Consider the following 17,482-nt stretch of genomic DNA (forward strand, 5'->3'; position numbering starts at 1 on the left):
GGGCGCGGTGCGTCAGGGGTTTAGACCAGAAAGAGGCGCACCTTGGGGTGCGGAAGCAGGATGCAGGCGGAATATGTGATCATCGGTTCGGGCTCGGCGGGATCGGCTTTGGCCTACCGCCTGGGCGAGGCCGGCCACCGGGTCGTGGTCATCGAAGCGGGTGGCACCGATATCGGCCCCTTCATCCAGATGCCCGCCGCCTTGTCCTATCCGATGAACATGGCGCGCTATGACTGGGGCTTTCATTCCGAACCCGAACCGCATCTGGGCGGGCGGGTGCTGGCCACGCCGCGGGGCAGGGTGATCGGCGGCTCGTCCAGCATCAACGGCATGGTCTATGTCCGCGGCCACGCCCGCGACTTCGACACCTGGGAAGAGATGGGCGCGCAGGGCTGGTCCTATGCCGATGTGCTGCCCTATTTCAAACGGATGGAAAACTGGCACGGGGCCGATACCCCGTCCGAGTTCCGTGGCACCGACGGGCCTTTGCACATCACCCGTGGCCCCCGGAAGAACCCGCTCTTCAACGCCTTCATCGAATCGGGGCGGCAGGCGGGCTACAACATCACCGAGGATTATAACGGCCAGGCCCAGGAAGGCTTTGGCGCGATGGAGGCGACGATCTGGAAGGGGCGGCGCTGGTCCACCGCCAATGCCTATCTCAAACCTGCGCTGAAGACCGGCAAGGTCCAGGTCTTTTACGGTCTGGCCCGCAAGGTGGTGATCGAGAACGGCCGCGCCACCGGGGTCGAGGTCTCGCGCGGCGACAAGATCGAGGTGATCTCGGCCAGCCGCGAGGTGATCGTTGCCGCCTCCACCATCAACACGCCGAAGATCCTGATGCATTCCGGCATCGGCCCTGCCGCACACCTGACCGAGATGGGGATTCCCGTCGTGGCCGACCGTCCCGGCGTCGGCGCCAACCTGCAGGACCATCTGGAACTGTACCTGCAATTCGCGGCCGCCCAGCCGATCACGCTTTACAAATACTGGAACCTCTGGGGCAAGGCGCTGATCGGGGCGCAATGGCTGTTCACCGGCAAGGGGCTGGGGGCTTCGAACCAGTTCGAAAGCTGCGGCTTCATCCGGTCCAAGGCCGGGGTGGAATATCCGGATATCCAGTACCATTTCCTGCCCATCGCCGTGCGCTACGATGGCAAGGCCTCGGCCCACGGTCACGGCTTTCAGGTCCATACCGGGCCGATGCGGTCAAAATCGCGCGGTGCGGTCACGCTCCGCTCGCCCGATCCCAAGGCGCCGCCGAAGATCCTGTTCAACTACATGTCCGAGCCTTCGGACTGGGAGGATTTCCGCACCACGATCCGCCTGACCCGCGAGATTTTCGAACAGGAGGCGATGCGCCCCTTCGTGAAATCGGAAATCCAGCCCGGCGCCGCCGTGCAATCGGATGCCGAACTCGACGGCTTCATCCGCGAACATGTCGAAAGCGCCTATCACCCCTGCGGCACGGCCCGCATGGGGCGGCGCGATGACCGGATGGCGGTGGTGGACCCGGAACTGCGGGTGATCGGGGTCGAGGGCCTGCGTGTCGCCGACAGCTCGATCTTCCCGCAGGTGACCAATGGCAACCTCAACGGCCCCTCGATCATGACCGGCGAGAAGGCCGCCGATCATATCCTGGGCAAGGGCATGCTGGCGCGGTCGAACCTGGAGCCCTGGATCAACCCGAACTGGCGCGTGTCGCAGCGCTGACCGCCGCGCGCCTTCAGGAGGTGGCTGCGGCGGGTCTGCGGCCTTCGGCCTGCTGGCGCAGCCGCTGGAACAGGGTCTTGATACCCACCTGCACCGACCCGGCGCGATCCTCGATCAGCCGGGCGGCAAGGCCGTGCGATTCCAGCATGCCGCCCCATTTCACCATGTTCTCGGCCCCCGGCGCATGCAGGGCGTTGATGTCGAGCAACAGTTTGACCCTGCCGCCGATCAGGTGCGAGGCGTCGATCTGCAGGGTATAGGCCCCGGCCTCGGGCCTTTTGTGCAGGATCAGGTGGCCGTGCAGGTTGATCGAGATCGGGCCGATCTTGCGATGGATCACGAAGGCGATGCTTTCGCCGGTCTTGGCGCCCATCTCGCAGCCGGGCGGCACCACCTTGGCCAGCGCCGCCGGATCGGCCAGCAGGGCCACCACCCGTTCGGGCGGGCAGGTCGTCCGGATCATCCCATCAATCTGCATCATCGGCTCCTTGCATCGCGTCCTTCCCTGTTAGCCAAGCCCCCCGAACGGCGCAAGCCTTGCGCCCCTGCAGAGCGGCGGGGAAGGGGGCGTGCAGGCCTGATGTGCAAAGGAAGGGCAGATCAGGCCGGCCCTTTCAGAACTTGTGGAAGATGAAGAAGCCGCCCAGTGCGATGAAGGCAAAGCCGATGCCCTGGCTCCAGGTCACCGGTTCTTTCAGGTAAAGCGTCGAGAAGATTGCAAAGACGACCAGGGTGATGATCTCCTGGATGCTTTTCAGCTGCGCCGCATTGTAGACGCCGCTGCCGATGCGGTTGGCCGGGACCTGCAGCATATATTCGAACAGCGCGATACCCCAGCTGACCAGGATCACGGTGATCAGACCGGTGGTCTTGAATTTCAGGTGGCCATACCAGGCGAAGGTCATGAAAACATTGGAACCGATCAGAAGAAGGATCGTCAAAACCGGGGCGGGGATCAGGGACATGGGGCAAACCTTGGCTGGTTGGGCAGAATTGCCGCAGTGCGGCGCAAAGAGGCAGGCGTTTAGAGCCAAATCTACAAGTCCGAAAGGGGTTGGCGGTTCCTTCACCTGAATTTGCTTTCAGCAGGGGCGGGGCACTTCTATGCTGGATCAAAGCGCCGGACCAACCGGCGGATCGGCGGGGGGCATCATGGACATTCATGCAGAGCTGGAGAAGCGGCGGGCGGCGGCGCGGGCCGGGGGCGGCGAGCGCCGGGTGGCGGCCCAGCACGGCAAGGGCAAGCTGACCGCGCGGGAGCGGGTGGAACTGCTGCTCGACGAGGGCTCCTTCGAAGAATTCGACATGTTCGTGGCCCACCGCTGCACCGATTTCGGGATGGAGGCGGACCGGCCCGCAGGCGATGGCGTGGTCACCGGCTGGGGCACCGTCAATGGCCGGATGGTCTATGTGTTTTCGCAGGACTTCACGGTCTTCGGCGGGTCCCTGTCGGAGACCCATGCCGAAAAGATCTGCAAGATCATGGATATGGCGATCCAGAACGGCGCCCCGGTGATCGGCCTCAACGATTCCGGCGGGGCGCGGATTCAGGAAGGCGTGGCCTCGCTCGCAGGCTATGCCGAGGTGTTCCAGCGCAACATCATGGCAAGCGGCGTGGTGCCGCAGATCAGCCTGATCATGGGGCCTTGCGCGGGGGGCGCGGTCTATTCGCCCGCGATGACCGACTTCATCTTCATGGTGAAGGATTCGTCCTACATGTTCGTCACCGGTCCCGATGTGGTGAAAACCGTGACGAACGAGGTGGTGACGGCCGAGGAACTCGGCGGCGCCGGCACCCATACCAAGAAGTCCTCCGTCGCCGACGGCGCCTATGAGAACGATATCGAGATGCTGGCCGAGACGCGCCGCCTGATCGACTTCCTGCCGCTCAACAACCGCCAGAAGGCCCCGGTCCGCCCCTTCTTCGACGCGCCAGACCGGCTGGAGCCGAGCCTCGACACGCTGATCCCCGACAACCCCAACCAGCCCTACGACATGAAGGAACTGATCCTGAAGGTCGCGGATGAGGGGGATTTCTTCGAGATCCAGAAGGATTTCGCCGGCAACATCATCACCGGCTTCATCCGGTTGGAGGGCCAGACCGTCGGCGTCGTGGCCAATCAGCCGATGGTTCTGGCCGGCTGCCTCGACATCGATTCCAGCCGCAAGGCCGCCCGCTTCGTCCGCTTCTGCGATGCGTTTGAAATTCCGATCCTGACCTTCGTCGACGTGCCGGGCTTCCTGCCCGGGGTGGCGCAGGAGCTTGGTGGCGTGATCAAGCACGGCGCGAAGCTGCTCTTTGCTTACGGCGAGGCGACGGTGCCGAAGGTCACTGTGATCACAAGGAAAGCCTATGGCGGCGCCTATGACGTGATGGCCTCCAAACACTTGCGCGGCGATTTCAACTATGCCTGGCCCACGGCGGAAATCGCGGTGATGGGCGCCAAGGGCGCGGTGGAAATCCTTTACCGCTCCGAACTTGGCGACAGGGAGAAGATCGCCGCCCGCGTGGCGGACTACGAGACCCGCTTCGCCAACCCCTTCGTCGCGGCCGAAAAGGGCTTCATCGACGAGGTGATCCGCCCGCAATCGACCCGCAAAAGGGTCGCCCGCGCCTTCGCCTCCCTGCGCGGCAAGAAGCTGACCAACCCTTGGAAAAAACACGACAACATCCCGCTATGACCCGCCAGATCCCATTCCGCATTCTCCTTGGCCTTTGCCTTGCCCTGCCCGTGACCGCGCCCCTTGCGGCCTCGGCGGAAGATCCGATCGCGCTGCCCTCCGGCCAGAAGGTCACCCTGCTGGAGGTTCTGTCGAACATCCCCGGCAATGACGGACTGGCGGTGCGCTACCGCTTTCTCGCCCCCGAGATCGCCCGCGACGGCGGCACGCTGGATGCCGAGACGGCGGGCAAGGACATGGACTGGCTCTGCAACACCTATGCCCTGCCGCGGCTGAGCCAAGGCGGACCGATGCCCGCCGAGATCGTCATTTCGATGTCGGACCGCGATGTGCCCTTTGGCGAGGATCACCCGGAAGCCACGCAGTTTTTCAACTCTTACGCCATTGCGGATGGCGCCTGTGAGTGGGAGATGTTCTGAAAGTCTGATATGGCCAAGAACCACCCTCGCTGAGAAAGGCCCGCCCATGCTGAAGCATCGCGGATTCCCCGGACGTTTGCCCGGTACCGATTTTCAATTCACCATCCGTCGCGCGAACATGAAGGAAGGCCCGACCAAGATCACCAAGCGCGAACGCTTTCGCGACCGCAAGCACGCCGACCGGCTGGCGGACGAGGCTTTCATGGCCGCGCTCTGGCAGTATTTCGGCGAAGAGCCTTTCGAGCGAGGCAATCTGGATGCCGGCCGCCTGTCCTGGCTTTTCGGGCGCGAGGTGGTGCCGGCGGAAGATCCCTTCAACCCGGCCGATTACGAGGCGATGCTGAAGATCGACGTGGCGCGCGCCCGTTCGGCCTTTCCGGCGATCTTCGCCGAGGATGCGCCGGATGCGCTTGGCGACAGCGACGACGACTGGGACGAATAGGCGCCCATCCGCGCAAGGCTTTGGCAAAACGGCAGAAAGCAGCGTAGCGGCGATCTGTCGGGGTTTTGGGGTTTGAAACCGGCGCTGCGATACCCCACCTTCCATAGAGGCAAGCAGATCGCAGACTGCCTGCCGTTCTTCGCTTAGACTGTTACCCTTCCCTTTACTTCGGGCTCGATCCCTTCCGGATCGAGCCTCTTTTCTCCGGATGTGCGAAACATTGCCCAAAGGTAAAAACAGCCTTTGCCTATTCCTGCGAAAAGTACGATTCTGACGTCACAACATCCCTTCAAAGAGGCAGTTCTACATGTACAAATCCCTTGCACTTCTCACCCTTCTTTCCACCGTCGCGCTTTCGGGCTGCATGGAAAACGGTGTCAATTCGAATTGCGCGGCGCTTGGCGCTGTTGGCGGCGCGGCTCTGGGTGCAGCAACGAGCAACAACCTCGCACAAAGCGCCCTGATCGGCGGCGTGGCTGGTGCGGTCGCTGGTGACCAGGGCTATTGCCGGTAATCAGCGGACGCTGCCGCGCCTAAAGCGCGGCATGGTCGAGACTAAAGAACCACCCGGGCCTCGCGCCCGGGTGGTTTTTTCTTGTCCGGCGCCCGTAGCCCGCGGGCGCAAATGCAAAAAGCCCGCAGGGGCTGCGGGCCGTGTCGATCGTCTGGAAGGGGAGGTGCGGCGATCCCAGGGAGGAGGTTGGGATCGCCGCTGGTCCGTGAGCCCGAGGGAGGAGGAGAGGGCCCGCGTACATCGGTGGACCCGAGGGTCCGAATTCCGCGGCGGCAGCCCGGGAGGAGGTGGGCGCCGCCGCAATCACCTTGCCCAGGGAGGAGGTTGGGCATCGGCTATCACTGGGACTTAAGGTCCCGAATTTGGTGCGGCAACCCCAGGGAGGAGGTTGGGGTTGCCGCTGGTCCGTGAGCCCGAGGGAGGAGGAGAGGGCCCGCGTACACCGTCCGGGCTTGCGCCCGTATTTCGCAGCGACACCGGGAGGAGGTGATGTCGCCGCTGTTGTCTGCGCCCAGGGAGGAGGAGCGGCACAGACAAATCTCGTGGGGCATATGGCCCCGGATCAGAGTGGCGGCAACCCCAGGGAGGAGGTTGGGGTTGCCGCCGGTCCGAAAGGCCCATGGGAGGAGGAGAGGGCCTTCGAAGTCTTCAGCAGGATCTGCCTGCCGTTGTAGAAAAGCGACGACACCAGGGAGGAGGACAGTGTCGCCGCACTTGACCAAGGACCTGCAGGGAGGAGGTTGCAGGCCAGGGCAAGATTAATCTCAAGCGCCGTAAGCCGCCTCGCGTGCCACGCTCACCAGCGAGGTCCGGTCCATCCCCAGGTCGGAGAGGTCACGGTCGGACAGGTTGCGCAGTTCGTACAGGGTCTGGTTGAACACGCGGCGACGTTCGATCTGGTCCTTCACCACTTTCACGATCGCGGCAAAGCGGTCCGAAAAGGTGACTTGCACAGAGCGGGTCGAATTCACATATGCCATCTTCAGCCTCACATTCTTTCTCTTGGCGTCCGGTCCGTCGCGATTTCGTTTTCGTTCGGTCCGTTGCTGTTAGGGCAAACATGGGGCAAATGCTGCGGCTGCACAATAGCCCCTTGCTTCAATGCCGCCATGCAGCATGTGCATGGCTAAACTTCATAAAATCTTTAACTTTTTCAGCATGATCGCTGATTTTTTGAGCATTTGGTCAACGGCGACTTGCCCTTTGCCCTATTCCGGAACACCTTGCGAAGGCTCAAGCACAGGAGAAGCACATGTCCCTCACTCGCGAAGCGGTCATCGCGGTGCTGGCGCGGATTGCCACACCCACCGGAGGTACTCTGGTGAGCGACGATTTGATTCGTGCACTAACGGTAGAAGAGGGCGGATCGGGCAGCACGATCCGCTTTGTCATCGAGGCGGCGAGCCCGGATCTGGCGCGCGCCCTCGCCGGGGCGCATCAGGCGGCCGAATCTGCCCTGAAGGCGCTTCCCGGCGTGGCGAGCGTTCAGGCGGTGATGACGGCGCATGGCCCGGCGGCGCGCCCTGCGCCTGCGCCCGCCGGGGCGCCGCCGCCCTCGCTCAAAATCGGCGGCCATCCGACGCCGCATCAGGGCGGGCCGGCGCGGGTCAGCGGTATCGACCGGATCGTCGCGGTGGCCTCGGGCAAGGGCGGGGTCGGCAAGTCGACCGTCGCCTCGAACCTCGCGGTGGCGCTGGCGCGGCAGGGGCGGCGGGTCGGCCTGCTGGATGCCGATATATACGGTCCGAGCCAGCCGCGGATGATGGGTGTGTCCAAGCGCCCGGCCTCGCCCGATGGCAAGACGATCGAGCCTCTGGTGGCGCATGGCGTCACCATGATGTCGATCGGGCTGATGCTTAAGGAAGACGAGGCGGTGATCTGGCGCGGGCCGATGCTGATGGGCGCGCTGCAGCAGCTGATCAACCAGGTGGCCTGGGGCGCGCTCGACGTCCTCGTCATCGACCTGCCGCCCGGTACGGGCGATGTGCAGCTGACGCTGGCGCAGCGTACCCATCTGACCGGGGCCATCGTCGTCTCCACCCCGCAGGACGTGGCGCTGCTGGATGCACGCAAGGCGCTCGACATGTTCGCCAAGCTGAAGGTGCCGGTTCTGGGCCTGATCGAGAACATGTCCACCTATATCTGCCCGAACTGCGGCCATGAGGCGCATATCTTCGGCCATGGCGGCGTGGCGGCCGAGGCGCTGAAGCTGGATCTGCCCTTCCTCGGCGAATTGCCCCTGAACCTGGAAGTGCGGCTGGCCGGTGACGCGGGCACGCCGATCGCCGCAACGGACGGCCCGCTGGCCGAACCCTATCTGCGGCTCGCCCGCCGGCTGATCGACGGCGGGATGGGCTGAGACCAGAGATTGCGCAAGGCCGGGGGGAGAACCTTCCGGCCTTGTCCTTATATCGACCCTTTCATGGATATTTGGATCTGGATGAAGGGGAGGGGGCGCATTCGAGGCCCTCATCGGCCTTCCGAGCGCCCTCTGGCGGTTCTGACCGGGAAATCGCCCCACCAAAGACCGCGAGCCCGGGGCGGATTCGGGAAAATGCCCCCGTCGGCGCCATCACGGCCGATCACGCGCGGGTGATTCGGCGTGACTCCTCCGGGAAATCGGCCCACTTCGCGGTTTCGGCCACCAAACACCAAAGTTGAGTGTGATTTTCCGGCAACAGGGCGCGGTTTCTGTGCGGCCGCGACCCCGCTAAATCTGGGGAGGCTCTGCGGCCCTCCCACTAGCTGTGGATTTTTCCCGACAAGATCTTGCTTCAGGCGCGTCCCTGGAACAACAAGTGGGGCGATTTCCCGAAATTTCCCTTGAAGTGGGGCATCCTCCCGGGCATAAACATCCCAAGAGACGGGCAGTACTTACAGGGCGGACGACAAGCCCAAAATAAAAGAGCCAGAGGCAGGTTCATACAGGCTACCCCCTCTAAAAAAGACAATCGAATCCGGCGCGTGGCGCGAGCAGACATCTCCCCCAAGATGGCGCGCGAAGCCGGACGCCCAGCGATGGGACAGGCGGCGGACCCTGCAGTGGCAGCAGCAAGGTCCGCCGTATTTTTTTACGCCCTGTGACAGGGGCTTACAAGGAGGCCGCAAGGCCGTGGCGATAGCGACGTTCAGGGGCGAACACTACCTGAAGGTAGATTCCAAGGGCCGCGTCATGCTGCCCGCGCCCTTTCGACATGTCTTCGATGCCAACGACAAACCCGCCTCCGGTGCCGGCTTTCAGATCCTCCTCGTCTATGGCGGCACGGACCGCGCCTTTGTCGAAGGCTTCACCCAGGCCGGGGTCGAGGATCTGGACCGCCGGATCAGCCAACTGCCGATGGGCTCGGAGGAATACGAGCTGGCCAACGCGATTTTCTATGAACAATCCGTGAGCATCGAGACCGACAAGGACGGCCGCTTCAGCCCGCCGCCGCAGGTCCGCGAAAAGCTCGACCTGCCGAAGGAAGAGGTCGAACTGGCCTTCATCGGCTCCAAGCATTCTTTCCGCATCTGGCGCGCCGACACCTACCGTCTGCGCCGCAAGCCTGTCATTCAGGCGCTGGAATCCAAAATTCTCGCCGGTGCCGACCCGTCGTCGCTGTTCCAGACAACTGTTTAGGGGGACGAAGTGCAGACAAGCGATCCGCTGCCCGATCGCAAACCACATATCCCGGTTTTGCTGCGGCCCCTGCTGGCCGCGGTGGCGCCGGTCGGCGGCGTCTGGCTTGATGGCACCTTCGGGGCAGGGGGCTATGCCCGTGGTCTGTTGGAGGCCGGGGCTGCCAAGGTGATCGGCATCGACCGCGACCCGCTCGCGCATCAGATGGCTGCCCCCTGGGCCGGCGCCTATGGAGACCGGCTGAAGCTGGTCGAGGGCACCTTCTCACAGCTGGACACCCTCGCCGGCGAGCCGCTGGACGGGGTTGTTCTCGATCTCGGCATCTCCTCGATGCAGATCGACCAGGCCGAGCGCGGCTTTTCCTTCCAGAAGGACGGCCCCCTCGACATGCGGATGAGCCAGGAGGGCCCCTCTGCCGCCGATCTCGTCAACACGGCGGGTGAGGGCGAGATTGCCGATATCCTTTATGTTTACGGTGAAGAGCGCGCCTCGCGCCGGATCGCACGTGCCATCGTCGAGGCGCGCGCCAAGGCGCCTTTCGAGACGACCCTGCAGCTGGCCGAAGTGATCTCGCGCTGTCTGCCGCGGCCGAAGCCCGGACAGAGCCATCCGGCCACCCGCAGCTTTCAGGCCCTGCGCATCGCGGTCAATGCCGAGTTTTCCGAACTTGCCGAGGGGCTTGCCGCCGCCGAACGCGCGCTGAAGCCCGGCGGGCTTTTCGCCGTCGTCACCTTCCACAGCCTGGAAGACCGCATCGTCAAACGCTTTTTCCAGCAGGCCTCGGGCAACGAGGCCAATGCCAACCGCTATGCCCCCGTCAAGGCCACCAGCACGGCCCGCTTCGATCTGGTCAACAAGCGCGCCATCGAGCCGGACGAGGAAGAGCTGCTCGACAACCCGCGCGCCCGTTCGGCCAAGCTGCGGGTGGCCCGGCGGACCGCCGCTCCCGCCATGGCGGTCAATCCGGCGGATATTGATGTGCCCCAGACCTCCAAATTACAGACCCAGAAATCGCATCCTTCCCGTTCCCGCACCCAAGCATCCCATAAAGGAAGCCGCTGAATGCGCCCCGTGCTTTACATCCTGTCCTTTCTTGCCGTCCTGGGCCTGGCCTTCTGGGCCTACCGCGAGAATTACGCGACCCAGCACCAGTTGAAGAAAATGGCCGCGGTGCAGGATGAAATCGCCTCGTTGCGCGACGAGATCGCGATGCAGAAGGCGGAATGGGCCTATCTCAACCGGCCGGCGCGGCTGCGCGATCTGGCGGCGATGAATTTCGACCGGCTGGGCCTGATGCCGATCGACCCGGATCAGCTGAGCAGCGCCAACCAGATCCAGATGCCCGCGCCGCCCGCGCTGGTCATCACCGGGACCGTGGCGACCGAAGGCTCGCTGGATGCGCCCGACCTTGGCGCCGGGGCGCAGCCGGAACCCGCAACCGCGAAGATCGCGGCGCCGAAGCTGACGGTGGCCAAGGCCGCGGCCCCGACCTCGCCCGCGCCGAAAGTCGCGGCAGCGGTGGCGCCGACGGCGGCGGCCACGATCGTGGTGGCCTCGGCTGCCAAGCCTGCGGCGAAGGCCGCCCCGAAACCTGCCGCCAAACCTGCCGCGAAGCCCGAGGTCAAAGCCGCGGTCGAGCCGGTTCCGGTCAAGGCCGAGGTCAAGCCGACCGTGAAGCCCGCCGCCCGCCCGGCGCAGACCGCTTCCGCGCCGGTGGCGGAGAAGACCGCCGCCAAGGCCGCGAGCCAATCCGCCGTCGATGCGGCCGTCGCCTCTGCCGTGGTTCCTGCGGCGAAAACCACGACGAAACCCCCGGTCAAGGCCGCCGCTGCCGCTGCCGAGAAAACCACCGCCAAGCCTGCGGCGACGAAAGCGGCAACGCCCGTCGTCAAGAAGATCATCAAGCCCGTCACCAAACCTGTGGCAACTGCCGCCGTCATCGGGGAGCAAAATCCATGATCCGCACGCCGCTCCGTCCGCTGGCCCGCATCCTGGAAGCGCGGGCCAAGGGGGAAAACCCCGATACGATCGAAAAGGAAAACATCGCGATCCGCCACGAGGCGATGCGCGACAAGTCCCGCGCCCGGGCCGAGCGCCGGCTGATGATCCTGGCCTTCGGCTTCTTCATCGCCTTCAGCGTGATCGGGGCGCGGATGGGGACCCTGGCGGCCTCGGAACCCTCCGAGCCGAGGACGGCGGCGGGCGGGTCGGAGATCACGGCGCAAAGGTCTGACATCCTCGACCGCAATGGCCGGATCCTGGCCACCAACATGCTGACCCATTCGCTTTACGCCCAGCCGCGCGACATGGTGGACCCGGTGCATGCCGCCACCGAGCTTGCCGCGATCTTCCCCGAGATGGATGCCAAGGCGCTGGAACGTCGCTTCACCGACGGCCGCAGCTTCCTTTGGGTGCGCAAGGTGCTGAGCCCCGAGCAGATGCAGAAGGTGCATGAGATCGGCGACCCCGGCCTTTATTTCGGCCCGCGCGAGATGCGGCTTTACCCCAATGGCAATCTTGCGGCCCATATCCTCGGCGGCGCGGCCTTTGGCGCCGAGGGCGTGGATTCGGCCGAGGTGATCGGCACCGCCGGGATCGAGAAGGCGCTGGATGCGCGCCTGCACGATCCGGCGCAATCGGCCAATCCGCTCTCCCTTTCCATCGACCTGACGCTGCAGGCCAATGTCGAAGAGGTGCTCTCCACCGGCATGCACACGCTGCAGGCCAAGGGCGCGGCGGCGATCCTGATGGATGTGCATACCGGCGAGATCCTCGCCATGTCGAGCCTGCCCGATTTCGACCCCAACGACCGGCCCGGCATTCCGCCCTCGGTCGACCCGTCGGACAATCCCCTGTTCAATCGGGCGGTGCAGGGGGTCTACGAGCTTGGCTCGACCTTCAAGATCTTTGCGGTGGCCCAGGCGATGGACCTTGGCCTCGTCGGCCCCGACACCCAGGTCGATACCAAGCAGCCCTTCATCTATGACGGGTTCCGGATCAACGAATTCGATAACCACAATTATGGCCCGACGAAATCGGTGGCCGATATCATCGCGGTCTCGTCCAACATCGGGGCGGCGCATATCGGCCTGATGATCGGGGCCGAGCGGCAACAGGCCTTCCTGAAAACCATGGGCCTGCTGGACCCGCCCCAGGTCGAGCTGATCGAGGCGCCTTCGGCCCGGGCCCTGGTGCCGAAGAACTGGTCGGGGATCGTCACGGTGACCGCCTCCTATGGTCATGGGGTCTCGACCAGCCTGCTCAACCTCGCGGCGGCCTATTCGACCATCGCCAATGGCGGGTTGAAGGTGACGCCGACGCTCTTGCATTCGGAAACCCATACGCCGGGGCCGCGGGTGATCACCCAGCCCACCGCCTATGCTTGCGTGCAGATGATGCGTCGCGTGGTGACCGAGGGAACGGCGACCTTCGCCGATGTGCCGGGCTATGAAGTGGCGGGCAAGACTGGGACGGCGGAAAAGCCCAAGAAGAACGGTGCGGGCTATGACCATGACAAGGTGATCAACACCTTCGCCTCGGTCTTCCCGGCCAGCGACCCGAAATATGTGCTGATCGTGACGCTGGACGAGCCGGTGGAAACCGCCGGGTTGAAGCCGCGCCGGACGGCGGGCTATACGGCCGTGCCGGTGGCGGGCGAGATCATCCGCCGCGTCGCCCCCCTGCTGGGCCTGCGCCCGAAGATCGCGGCGAGCGATCTTGCGACGATGGCGTCCTTCAATGCCCCGGCCAAGGACCCGGTGGCCCAGGAGTAAAGACGATGAGCCCCGCTGCCAAAACCCTGTCCCATCTCGGCCTGTCCGCAAGGGCGGGCCGTGATCCTCTGGTGACCGGCCTGACCGCCGACAGCCGCGCCGTGCGGCCCGGTTTCCTGTTCGCCGCCTTGCCCGGGTCTGCCGCCCATGGCGCCAGCTTCATCGGCGCGGCGGTGGGTGCCGGCGCCTCGGCCATCCTGACGGATGTCCTCGGCGCCGGCCTCGCGCAAGAGGCGCTCGAAGCGGCGCCGGGCGGCCAGGCCGTGGCGCTGGTGGTGGCCGAGGATGCGCGCGAGGCGCTGGCCCGTGCGGCGGCCCTCTGGTTTGGCGCCCAGCCCGCGACGATGGTCGCGGTGACCGGGACCAATGGCAAGACCTCCACCGCGACCTTCTGCCGGCAGATCTGGATGCTGCTGGGCCATGCCGCCATCAACATCGGCACCACCGGTGTCGAGGGCGCCTGGGCGGCGCCTTCGGCCCATACCACGCCCGACCCGATCACCTTGCACAAGATGCTGGCCGAGGCGGCGGCGGCCGGGGTGACCCATGCGGCGATGGAGGCCTCCTCCCACGGGCTGGACCAGCGCCGGCTGGACGGGGTGAAGCTGAAGGCGGCGGGGTTCAGCAATTTCACGCAAGATCACCTCGACTATCACAAGACCTTCGAGGCCTATTTCGCCGCCAAGGCCGGGCTTTTCACCCGGGTTCTGCCGCCCGAGGGCGTGGCAGTGATCAACCTCAGCGACCCCAAGGGGGCCGAACTGGCCGCCATGGCCCGCGACCGGGGCGAGGGTGTGATCACGCTCGGCCACGGGGCGGAGGCCGACCTGCGCCTGCTGGGCCAGCGCTTCGATGCCACCGGGCAGGATCTGCGCCTGTCCTTCCGCGGTGTGAGCTACCAATCGCGGCTCAACCTGATTGGCGGGTTCCAGGCCGAGAACGTGGCCCTTGCCGCAGCCCTGGTGATTGCGGCGGGCGAGGCGCCGGGCGATGTCTTTGCCACGCTGCCGCAGCTGACCGGCGTGCGCGGGCGGATGCAGCTCGCCGCCACCCGCAAGAACGGCGCCTCGGTCTTTGTCGACTATGCCCATACGCCCGATGCCATCGCCACCGCCCTGACCGCGCTGCGCCCGCATGTGATGGGCCGCATCGTCGTGGTCTTCGGCGCCGGTGGCGACCGCGACCGCGGCAAGCGGCCCCTGATGGGGCAGGCGGCGCGCGAAAATGCCGATGTGCTTTTCGTGACCGACGACAACCCGCGCTCGGAAGACCCGGCCACGATCCGCGCCGCCATCCTGCAGGCCTGCCCCGAGGCGAACGAGGTCGGCGACCGCGCCGAGGCCATCCTGCGCGGGGTCGATGCGCTTGGCCCGGGCGATGCGCTGCTGGTCGCGGGCAAGGGGCATGAGACGGGGCAGGTGATCAAGGGCGACATCTACCCCTTTGACGATGTGGAACAGGCGAGTATCGCCGTGGCGGCGCTGGATGGTGTGATATGACGGATATCCTCTGGACCTCGGACGATGCGGCCGCGGCCACGGGCGGGAAAGTGACCGCCCCCTGGGCCGCGAAAGGCGTGTCGATCGACACAAGGACGCTGCAGCCGGGCGATCTGTTCGTGGCGCTGAAGGACATCCGCGACGGCCATGACTTCGTCGTGACGGCCCTTGCCAGGGGGGCGGCGGCCGCCCTCGTCTCGCGCATCCCCGAGGGGGTCAGCCCCGACGCGCCCCTGCTGATCGTCGATGACGTTCTGGCGGCCCTGACCCTCCTGGGCGAGGCTGGCCGCGCCCGCACCAAGGCGCGGGTGGTGGGCGTGACGGGCTCGGTCGGCAAAACCTCGACCAAGGAGATGCTGCGCGCCATCCTTTCCGGGCAGGGCAGCGTCCATGCCGCCGAGGCGAGCTACAACAACCATTGGGGCGTGCCCCTGACCTTGGCGCGGATGCCGCAGGCCAGCGACTTCGCCGTGATCGAGATCGGGATGAACCACCCGGGCGAGATTGCGCCCCTGTCCCGCATGGCCCGGCCGCATGTCGCCCTCATCACCATCATCGCCGCCGCCCATCTGGAGGCGTTCGGCGGGCTGGACGGTATCGCCCGCGAAAAGGCCGCGATCTTCGAAGGGCTGGAGCCGGGCGGCACCGCCGTCGTGCCGGCGGGGCAGGAGACCTCTCCCATCCTGATCGACGCCGCCCATGCGGCAGGGGCCAAGGTCGTGACCTTCGGCGCCGGGACCGAGGCGGATTACCGGATGACCTCGGCCACGCTCTGCGACCGCGCCACCATCGTGCGGGCCGAACATCAGGGGCAGCCCTTCCTCTTCAAGGTGCTCAGCCCCGGCCGCCACTTTGCCAACAACGGCCTCGGCGCCCTCGCCGTCGCGGCGGCGCTTGGCCTTGACCCGGTGATCTCTGCCACCGACCTTGGCCGCTGGACCCCGCCGCCCGGCCGCGGCATGCGCGAACGCATCCTTCTGGACGCGGTCGAGAACCACGGCTTCGACCTGATCGACGACGCCTATAACGCCAACCCGACCTCGATGGCCGCCGCCCTCGACGTGCTGATCGCCGCCGTGCCCGAGGACGGGCCGGGGCGGATCTCGCAAGGGCGCCGGATCGCCATCCTGGGCGACATGCTGGAACTGGGGCCGACCGAGATCGAACTCCACCAGGCCATCTCCCGCCATCCGGGGCTGGAAAAGATCACCCAGATCCACTGCGTCGGGCCAAGGATGAAGGCGCTCTGGCAGCTTTTGCCGCGCGCCCAACGCGGCGAGTGGGTGGAAAACGCGAAAGACCTGCTGCCGCGCGTCCGCAGCCTCGCCGATGCCGGCGATGTGGTGCTGGTCAAAGGCTCGAAAGGCATAAAAGTGTCGCTCCTCGTTGACGCCCTCAAGAAATTAGGTCAATCCACCGCTTCCCATGGATTTGGAGGGGAATAATGCTCTACTGGATGACGCAATTCGCTGAGGGTGGCGGTGTATTCAATCTTTTCAAATACATCACCTTTCGGGCGGGCTGCGCCTTCCTGACGGCGCTGATCTTCGGATTCATCTTCGGCCGGCCGCTGATCGACCTCTTGCGCCGCAAGCAGGGCAAGGGCCAGCCGATCCGCGACGATGGCCCGCAAAGCCACCTCTCCAAGGCCGGCACGCCGACGATGGGCGGGCTTCTGATCCTGTCCTCGTTGATGTTCTCGACCCTGGTCTGGGCGCGGCTCGACAATCCCTATATCTGGATCGTGCTGCTGGTGACGCTCGCCTTCGGGATGATCGGCTTTGCCGATGACTATGCCAAGGTGACCAAGCAGAACACCAAGGGCGTCTCCAGCCGCATCCGGATGGGCCTTGGCCTGCTGATCGCGGCGCTGGCGACCTATGCCGCCGCCCGCTTCCACCCCGAGGGGCTGAGCAATACCCTCGCCCTGCCGGTCCTGAAGAACGCGCTCTTCAACCTCGGCTTTTTCTTCATCCCCTTCGGCATGCTGGTGATCGTGGGCTCGGCCAATGCGGTGAACCTGACCGACGGGCTCGACGGTCTGGCCATCATGCCGGTGATGATCGCCGGGGCGACGCTGGGCGTGATCTCCTATGTCGTCGGCAACTTCAACTTCGCCGAATACCTTGGCGTGCATTTCGTCCCCGGCACGGGTGAGATCCTGATCTTCTCCGCCGCCCTCTTCGGCGCGGGCCTCGGGTTCCTTTGGTACAACGCCCCGCCGGCCGCCGTCTTCATGGGCGACACCGGCTCCCTGGCCCTTGGCGGCGCGCTCGGCGCCATCGCCGTCTGCATCAAGCACGAGATCGTCCTCGCCGTGGTCGGCGGCCTCTTCGTGGTCGAGGCGCTCTCGGTCATCATCCAGGTCCTCTACTACAAGCGCACCAAGAAGCGCATCTTCCTGATGGCCCCGATCCACCACCATTTCGAAAAGCGCGGCTGGGCCGAACCGCAGATCGTGATCCGCTTCTGGATCATCAGCCTGATCCTCGCCATGGTCGGCCTCGCCACCCTGAAAGTGCGATAAGGGCACGCCCGGCGCCCCTGTCCCTTCACTCAGCCCAAATATCCCCGCCGGAGGCAAGCCCGAGCCGGTTGGCCGCAGGCCAGAGGCGAGACAAGGACTTGCGCGCCAGCGCTCCTTTGGTTTGGCCGCGGCAGAGCGGACCCCAAATGAAAAGGCGAGACCCCGGTGCAGGGGCCTCGCCTTTCGTCATCTCAGCCGCTTCAGACCTTCAGACCGTCGAGGATGGCTTGCGGCGTCATCGGCAGGTGGCGCAGGCGGACGCCGACCGCGTTGAAGATCGCGTTGCCGATGGCC

16 protein-coding genes are annotated in these 17,482 nt (G+C 65.4%); 13 read left to right on the top strand and 3 right to left on the bottom strand.

Going from position 1 to position 17,482, the window contains the following annotated elements:
• Nucleotides 1–60 precede the first annotated feature (60 nt).
• Nucleotides 61–1,713 carry a choline dehydrogenase gene (betA, locus tag AC1DZT_RS09015; RefSeq protein ID WP_478006275.1) on the top strand — a complete coding sequence of 551 codons (1,653 nt, stop codon included), beginning with the start codon at nt 61–63 and terminating at the stop codon, nt 1,711–1,713.
• A 13-nt stretch (nt 1,714–1,726) separates the two neighbouring features.
• On the opposite strand, the gene AC1DZT_RS09020 is transcribed toward betA, so the two are convergent.
• Both AC1DZT_RS09020 and AC1DZT_RS09025 read right to left on the bottom strand, forming a co-directional pair.
• On the bottom strand, nt 1,727–2,194 hold the full coding sequence (locus AC1DZT_RS09020) for an SRPBCC domain-containing protein (RefSeq protein WP_478006276.1): 468 nt from the start codon (nt 2,192–2,194) through the stop codon (nt 1,727–1,729).
• A 133-nt stretch (nt 2,195–2,327) separates the two neighbouring features.
• A complete protein-coding gene (locus AC1DZT_RS09025; protein ID WP_478006277.1) occupies nt 2,328–2,678 on the bottom strand; it encodes a DMT family protein in 351 nt (116 codons plus the stop codon).
• A gap of 184 nt (nt 2,679–2,862) precedes the next feature.
• Between AC1DZT_RS09025 and AC1DZT_RS09030 the strand changes: the two genes are divergently transcribed.
• The 4 genes from AC1DZT_RS09030 to AC1DZT_RS09045 all read left to right on the top strand — a co-directional run bounded on the left by AC1DZT_RS09030 (nt 2,863) and on the right by AC1DZT_RS09045 (nt 5,770).
• On the top strand, nt 2,863–4,395 hold the full coding sequence (locus AC1DZT_RS09030) for an acyl-CoA carboxylase subunit beta (RefSeq protein WP_478006304.1): 1,533 nt from the start codon (nt 2,863–2,865) through the stop codon (nt 4,393–4,395).
• Entirely contained in the window at nt 4,392–4,814 is a 423-nt protein-coding gene (locus AC1DZT_RS09035; RefSeq protein ID WP_478006278.1) for a DUF6497 family protein, read from the top strand. Before AC1DZT_RS09030 ends, AC1DZT_RS09035 begins: the two co-directional genes overlap by 4 nt.
• A 46-nt stretch (nt 4,815–4,860) precedes the next feature.
• On the top strand, nt 4,861–5,256 hold the full coding sequence (locus AC1DZT_RS09040; protein WP_478006279.1) for a hypothetical protein: 396 nt from the start codon (nt 4,861–4,863) through the stop codon (nt 5,254–5,256).
• A gap of 307 nt (nt 5,257–5,563) precedes the next feature.
• Nucleotides 5,564–5,770 carry a hypothetical protein gene (locus AC1DZT_RS09045; RefSeq protein WP_478006280.1) on the top strand — a complete coding sequence of 69 codons (207 nt, stop codon included), beginning with the start codon at nt 5,564–5,566 and terminating at the stop codon, nt 5,768–5,770.
• Nucleotides 5,771–6,534: 764 nt separating this feature from the next.
• Here AC1DZT_RS09045 and AC1DZT_RS09050 read toward each other — a convergent pair.
• On the bottom strand, nt 6,535–6,750 hold the full coding sequence (locus AC1DZT_RS09050; RefSeq protein WP_478006281.1) for a DUF1127 domain-containing protein: 216 nt from the start codon (nt 6,748–6,750) through the stop codon (nt 6,535–6,537).
• A gap of 272 nt (nt 6,751–7,022) precedes the next feature.
• Here AC1DZT_RS09050 and AC1DZT_RS09055 point away from each other — a divergent pair, with 272 nt between their 5' ends.
• The 8 genes from AC1DZT_RS09055 to mraY all read left to right on the top strand — a co-directional run bounded on the left by AC1DZT_RS09055 (nt 7,023) and on the right by mraY (nt 17,188).
• Nucleotides 7,023–8,129, top strand: coding sequence for an Mrp/NBP35 family ATP-binding protein (locus AC1DZT_RS09055; RefSeq protein WP_478006282.1), 1,107 nt, complete (start codon nt 7,023–7,025; stop codon nt 8,127–8,129).
• Between the two features lie 753 nt (nt 8,130–8,882).
• A complete protein-coding gene (locus AC1DZT_RS09060; RefSeq protein ID WP_478006283.1) occupies nt 8,883–9,389 on the top strand; it encodes a division/cell wall cluster transcriptional repressor MraZ in 507 nt (168 codons plus the stop codon).
• Between the two features lie 9 nt (nt 9,390–9,398).
• The gene (gene rsmH / locus AC1DZT_RS09065; RefSeq protein ID WP_478006284.1) at nt 9,399–10,451 is read left to right on the top strand and encodes a 16S rRNA (cytosine(1402)-N(4))-methyltransferase RsmH; all 1,053 of its coding nucleotides are present in this window, start codon (nt 9,399–9,401) and stop codon (nt 10,449–10,451) included.
• A complete protein-coding gene (gene ftsL, locus AC1DZT_RS09070; RefSeq protein ID WP_478006285.1) occupies nt 10,452–11,348 on the top strand; it encodes a cell division protein FtsL in 897 nt (298 codons plus the stop codon).
• Nucleotides 11,345–13,162 carry a peptidoglycan D,D-transpeptidase FtsI family protein gene (locus AC1DZT_RS09075; RefSeq protein WP_478006286.1) on the top strand — a complete coding sequence of 606 codons (1,818 nt, stop codon included), beginning with the start codon at nt 11,345–11,347 and terminating at the stop codon, nt 13,160–13,162. Before ftsL ends, AC1DZT_RS09075 begins: the two co-directional genes overlap by 4 nt.
• A 5-nt stretch (nt 13,163–13,167) precedes the next feature.
• Nucleotides 13,168–14,661: a UDP-N-acetylmuramoyl-L-alanyl-D-glutamate--2,6-diaminopimelate ligase gene (locus AC1DZT_RS09080; RefSeq protein WP_478006287.1), complete on the top strand. Its 1,494-nt coding sequence runs from the start codon at nt 13,168–13,170 to the stop codon at nt 14,659–14,661.
• The gene (locus AC1DZT_RS09085; RefSeq protein ID WP_478006288.1) at nt 14,658–16,106 is read left to right on the top strand and encodes a UDP-N-acetylmuramoyl-tripeptide--D-alanyl-D-alanine ligase; all 1,449 of its coding nucleotides are present in this window, start codon (nt 14,658–14,660) and stop codon (nt 16,104–16,106) included. Before AC1DZT_RS09080 ends, AC1DZT_RS09085 begins: the two co-directional genes overlap by 4 nt.
• Nucleotides 16,106–17,188, top strand: coding sequence for a phospho-N-acetylmuramoyl-pentapeptide-transferase (gene mraY, locus AC1DZT_RS09090; protein WP_478006289.1), 1,083 nt, complete (start codon nt 16,106–16,108; stop codon nt 17,186–17,188). The genes AC1DZT_RS09085 and mraY overlap by 1 nt, the downstream gene beginning before the upstream one ends.
• Nucleotides 17,189–17,482: the final 294 nt, after the last annotated feature.

Source organism: Rhodobacter sp. P1_C2, from assembly GCF_056406375.1.

Bases quoted from the DNA above. Each gene is read 5' to 3' on its own strand.
- betA (WP_478006275.1), top strand. From the start codon at position 61: ATGCAGGCGGAATATGTGATCATCGGTTCGGGCTCGGCGGGATCGGCT.
- AC1DZT_RS09020 (WP_478006276.1), bottom strand. From the start codon at position 2,194: ATGATGCAGATTGATGGGATGATCCGGACGACCTGCCCGCCCGAACGG.
- AC1DZT_RS09025 (WP_478006277.1), bottom strand. From the start codon at position 2,678: ATGTCCCTGATCCCCGCCCCGGTTTTGACGATCCTTCTTCTGATCGGT.
- AC1DZT_RS09035 (WP_478006278.1), top strand. From the start codon at position 4,392: ATGACCCGCCAGATCCCATTCCGCATTCTCCTTGGCCTTTGCCTTGCC.
- AC1DZT_RS09040 (WP_478006279.1), top strand. From the start codon at position 4,861: ATGCTGAAGCATCGCGGATTCCCCGGACGTTTGCCCGGTACCGATTTT.
- AC1DZT_RS09045 (WP_478006280.1), top strand. From the start codon at position 5,564: ATGTACAAATCCCTTGCACTTCTCACCCTTCTTTCCACCGTCGCGCTT.
- AC1DZT_RS09050 (WP_478006281.1), bottom strand. From the start codon at position 6,750: ATGGCATATGTGAATTCGACCCGCTCTGTGCAAGTCACCTTTTCGGAC.
- AC1DZT_RS09055 (WP_478006282.1), top strand. From the start codon at position 7,023: ATGTCCCTCACTCGCGAAGCGGTCATCGCGGTGCTGGCGCGGATTGCC.
- ftsL (WP_478006285.1), top strand. From the start codon at position 10,452: ATGCGCCCCGTGCTTTACATCCTGTCCTTTCTTGCCGTCCTGGGCCTG.
- AC1DZT_RS09075 (WP_478006286.1), top strand. From the start codon at position 11,345: ATGATCCGCACGCCGCTCCGTCCGCTGGCCCGCATCCTGGAAGCGCGG.
- AC1DZT_RS09080 (WP_478006287.1), top strand. From the start codon at position 13,168: ATGAGCCCCGCTGCCAAAACCCTGTCCCATCTCGGCCTGTCCGCAAGG.
- AC1DZT_RS09085 (WP_478006288.1), top strand. From the start codon at position 14,658: ATGACGGATATCCTCTGGACCTCGGACGATGCGGCCGCGGCCACGGGC.
- mraY (WP_478006289.1), top strand. From the start codon at position 16,106: ATGCTCTACTGGATGACGCAATTCGCTGAGGGTGGCGGTGTATTCAAT.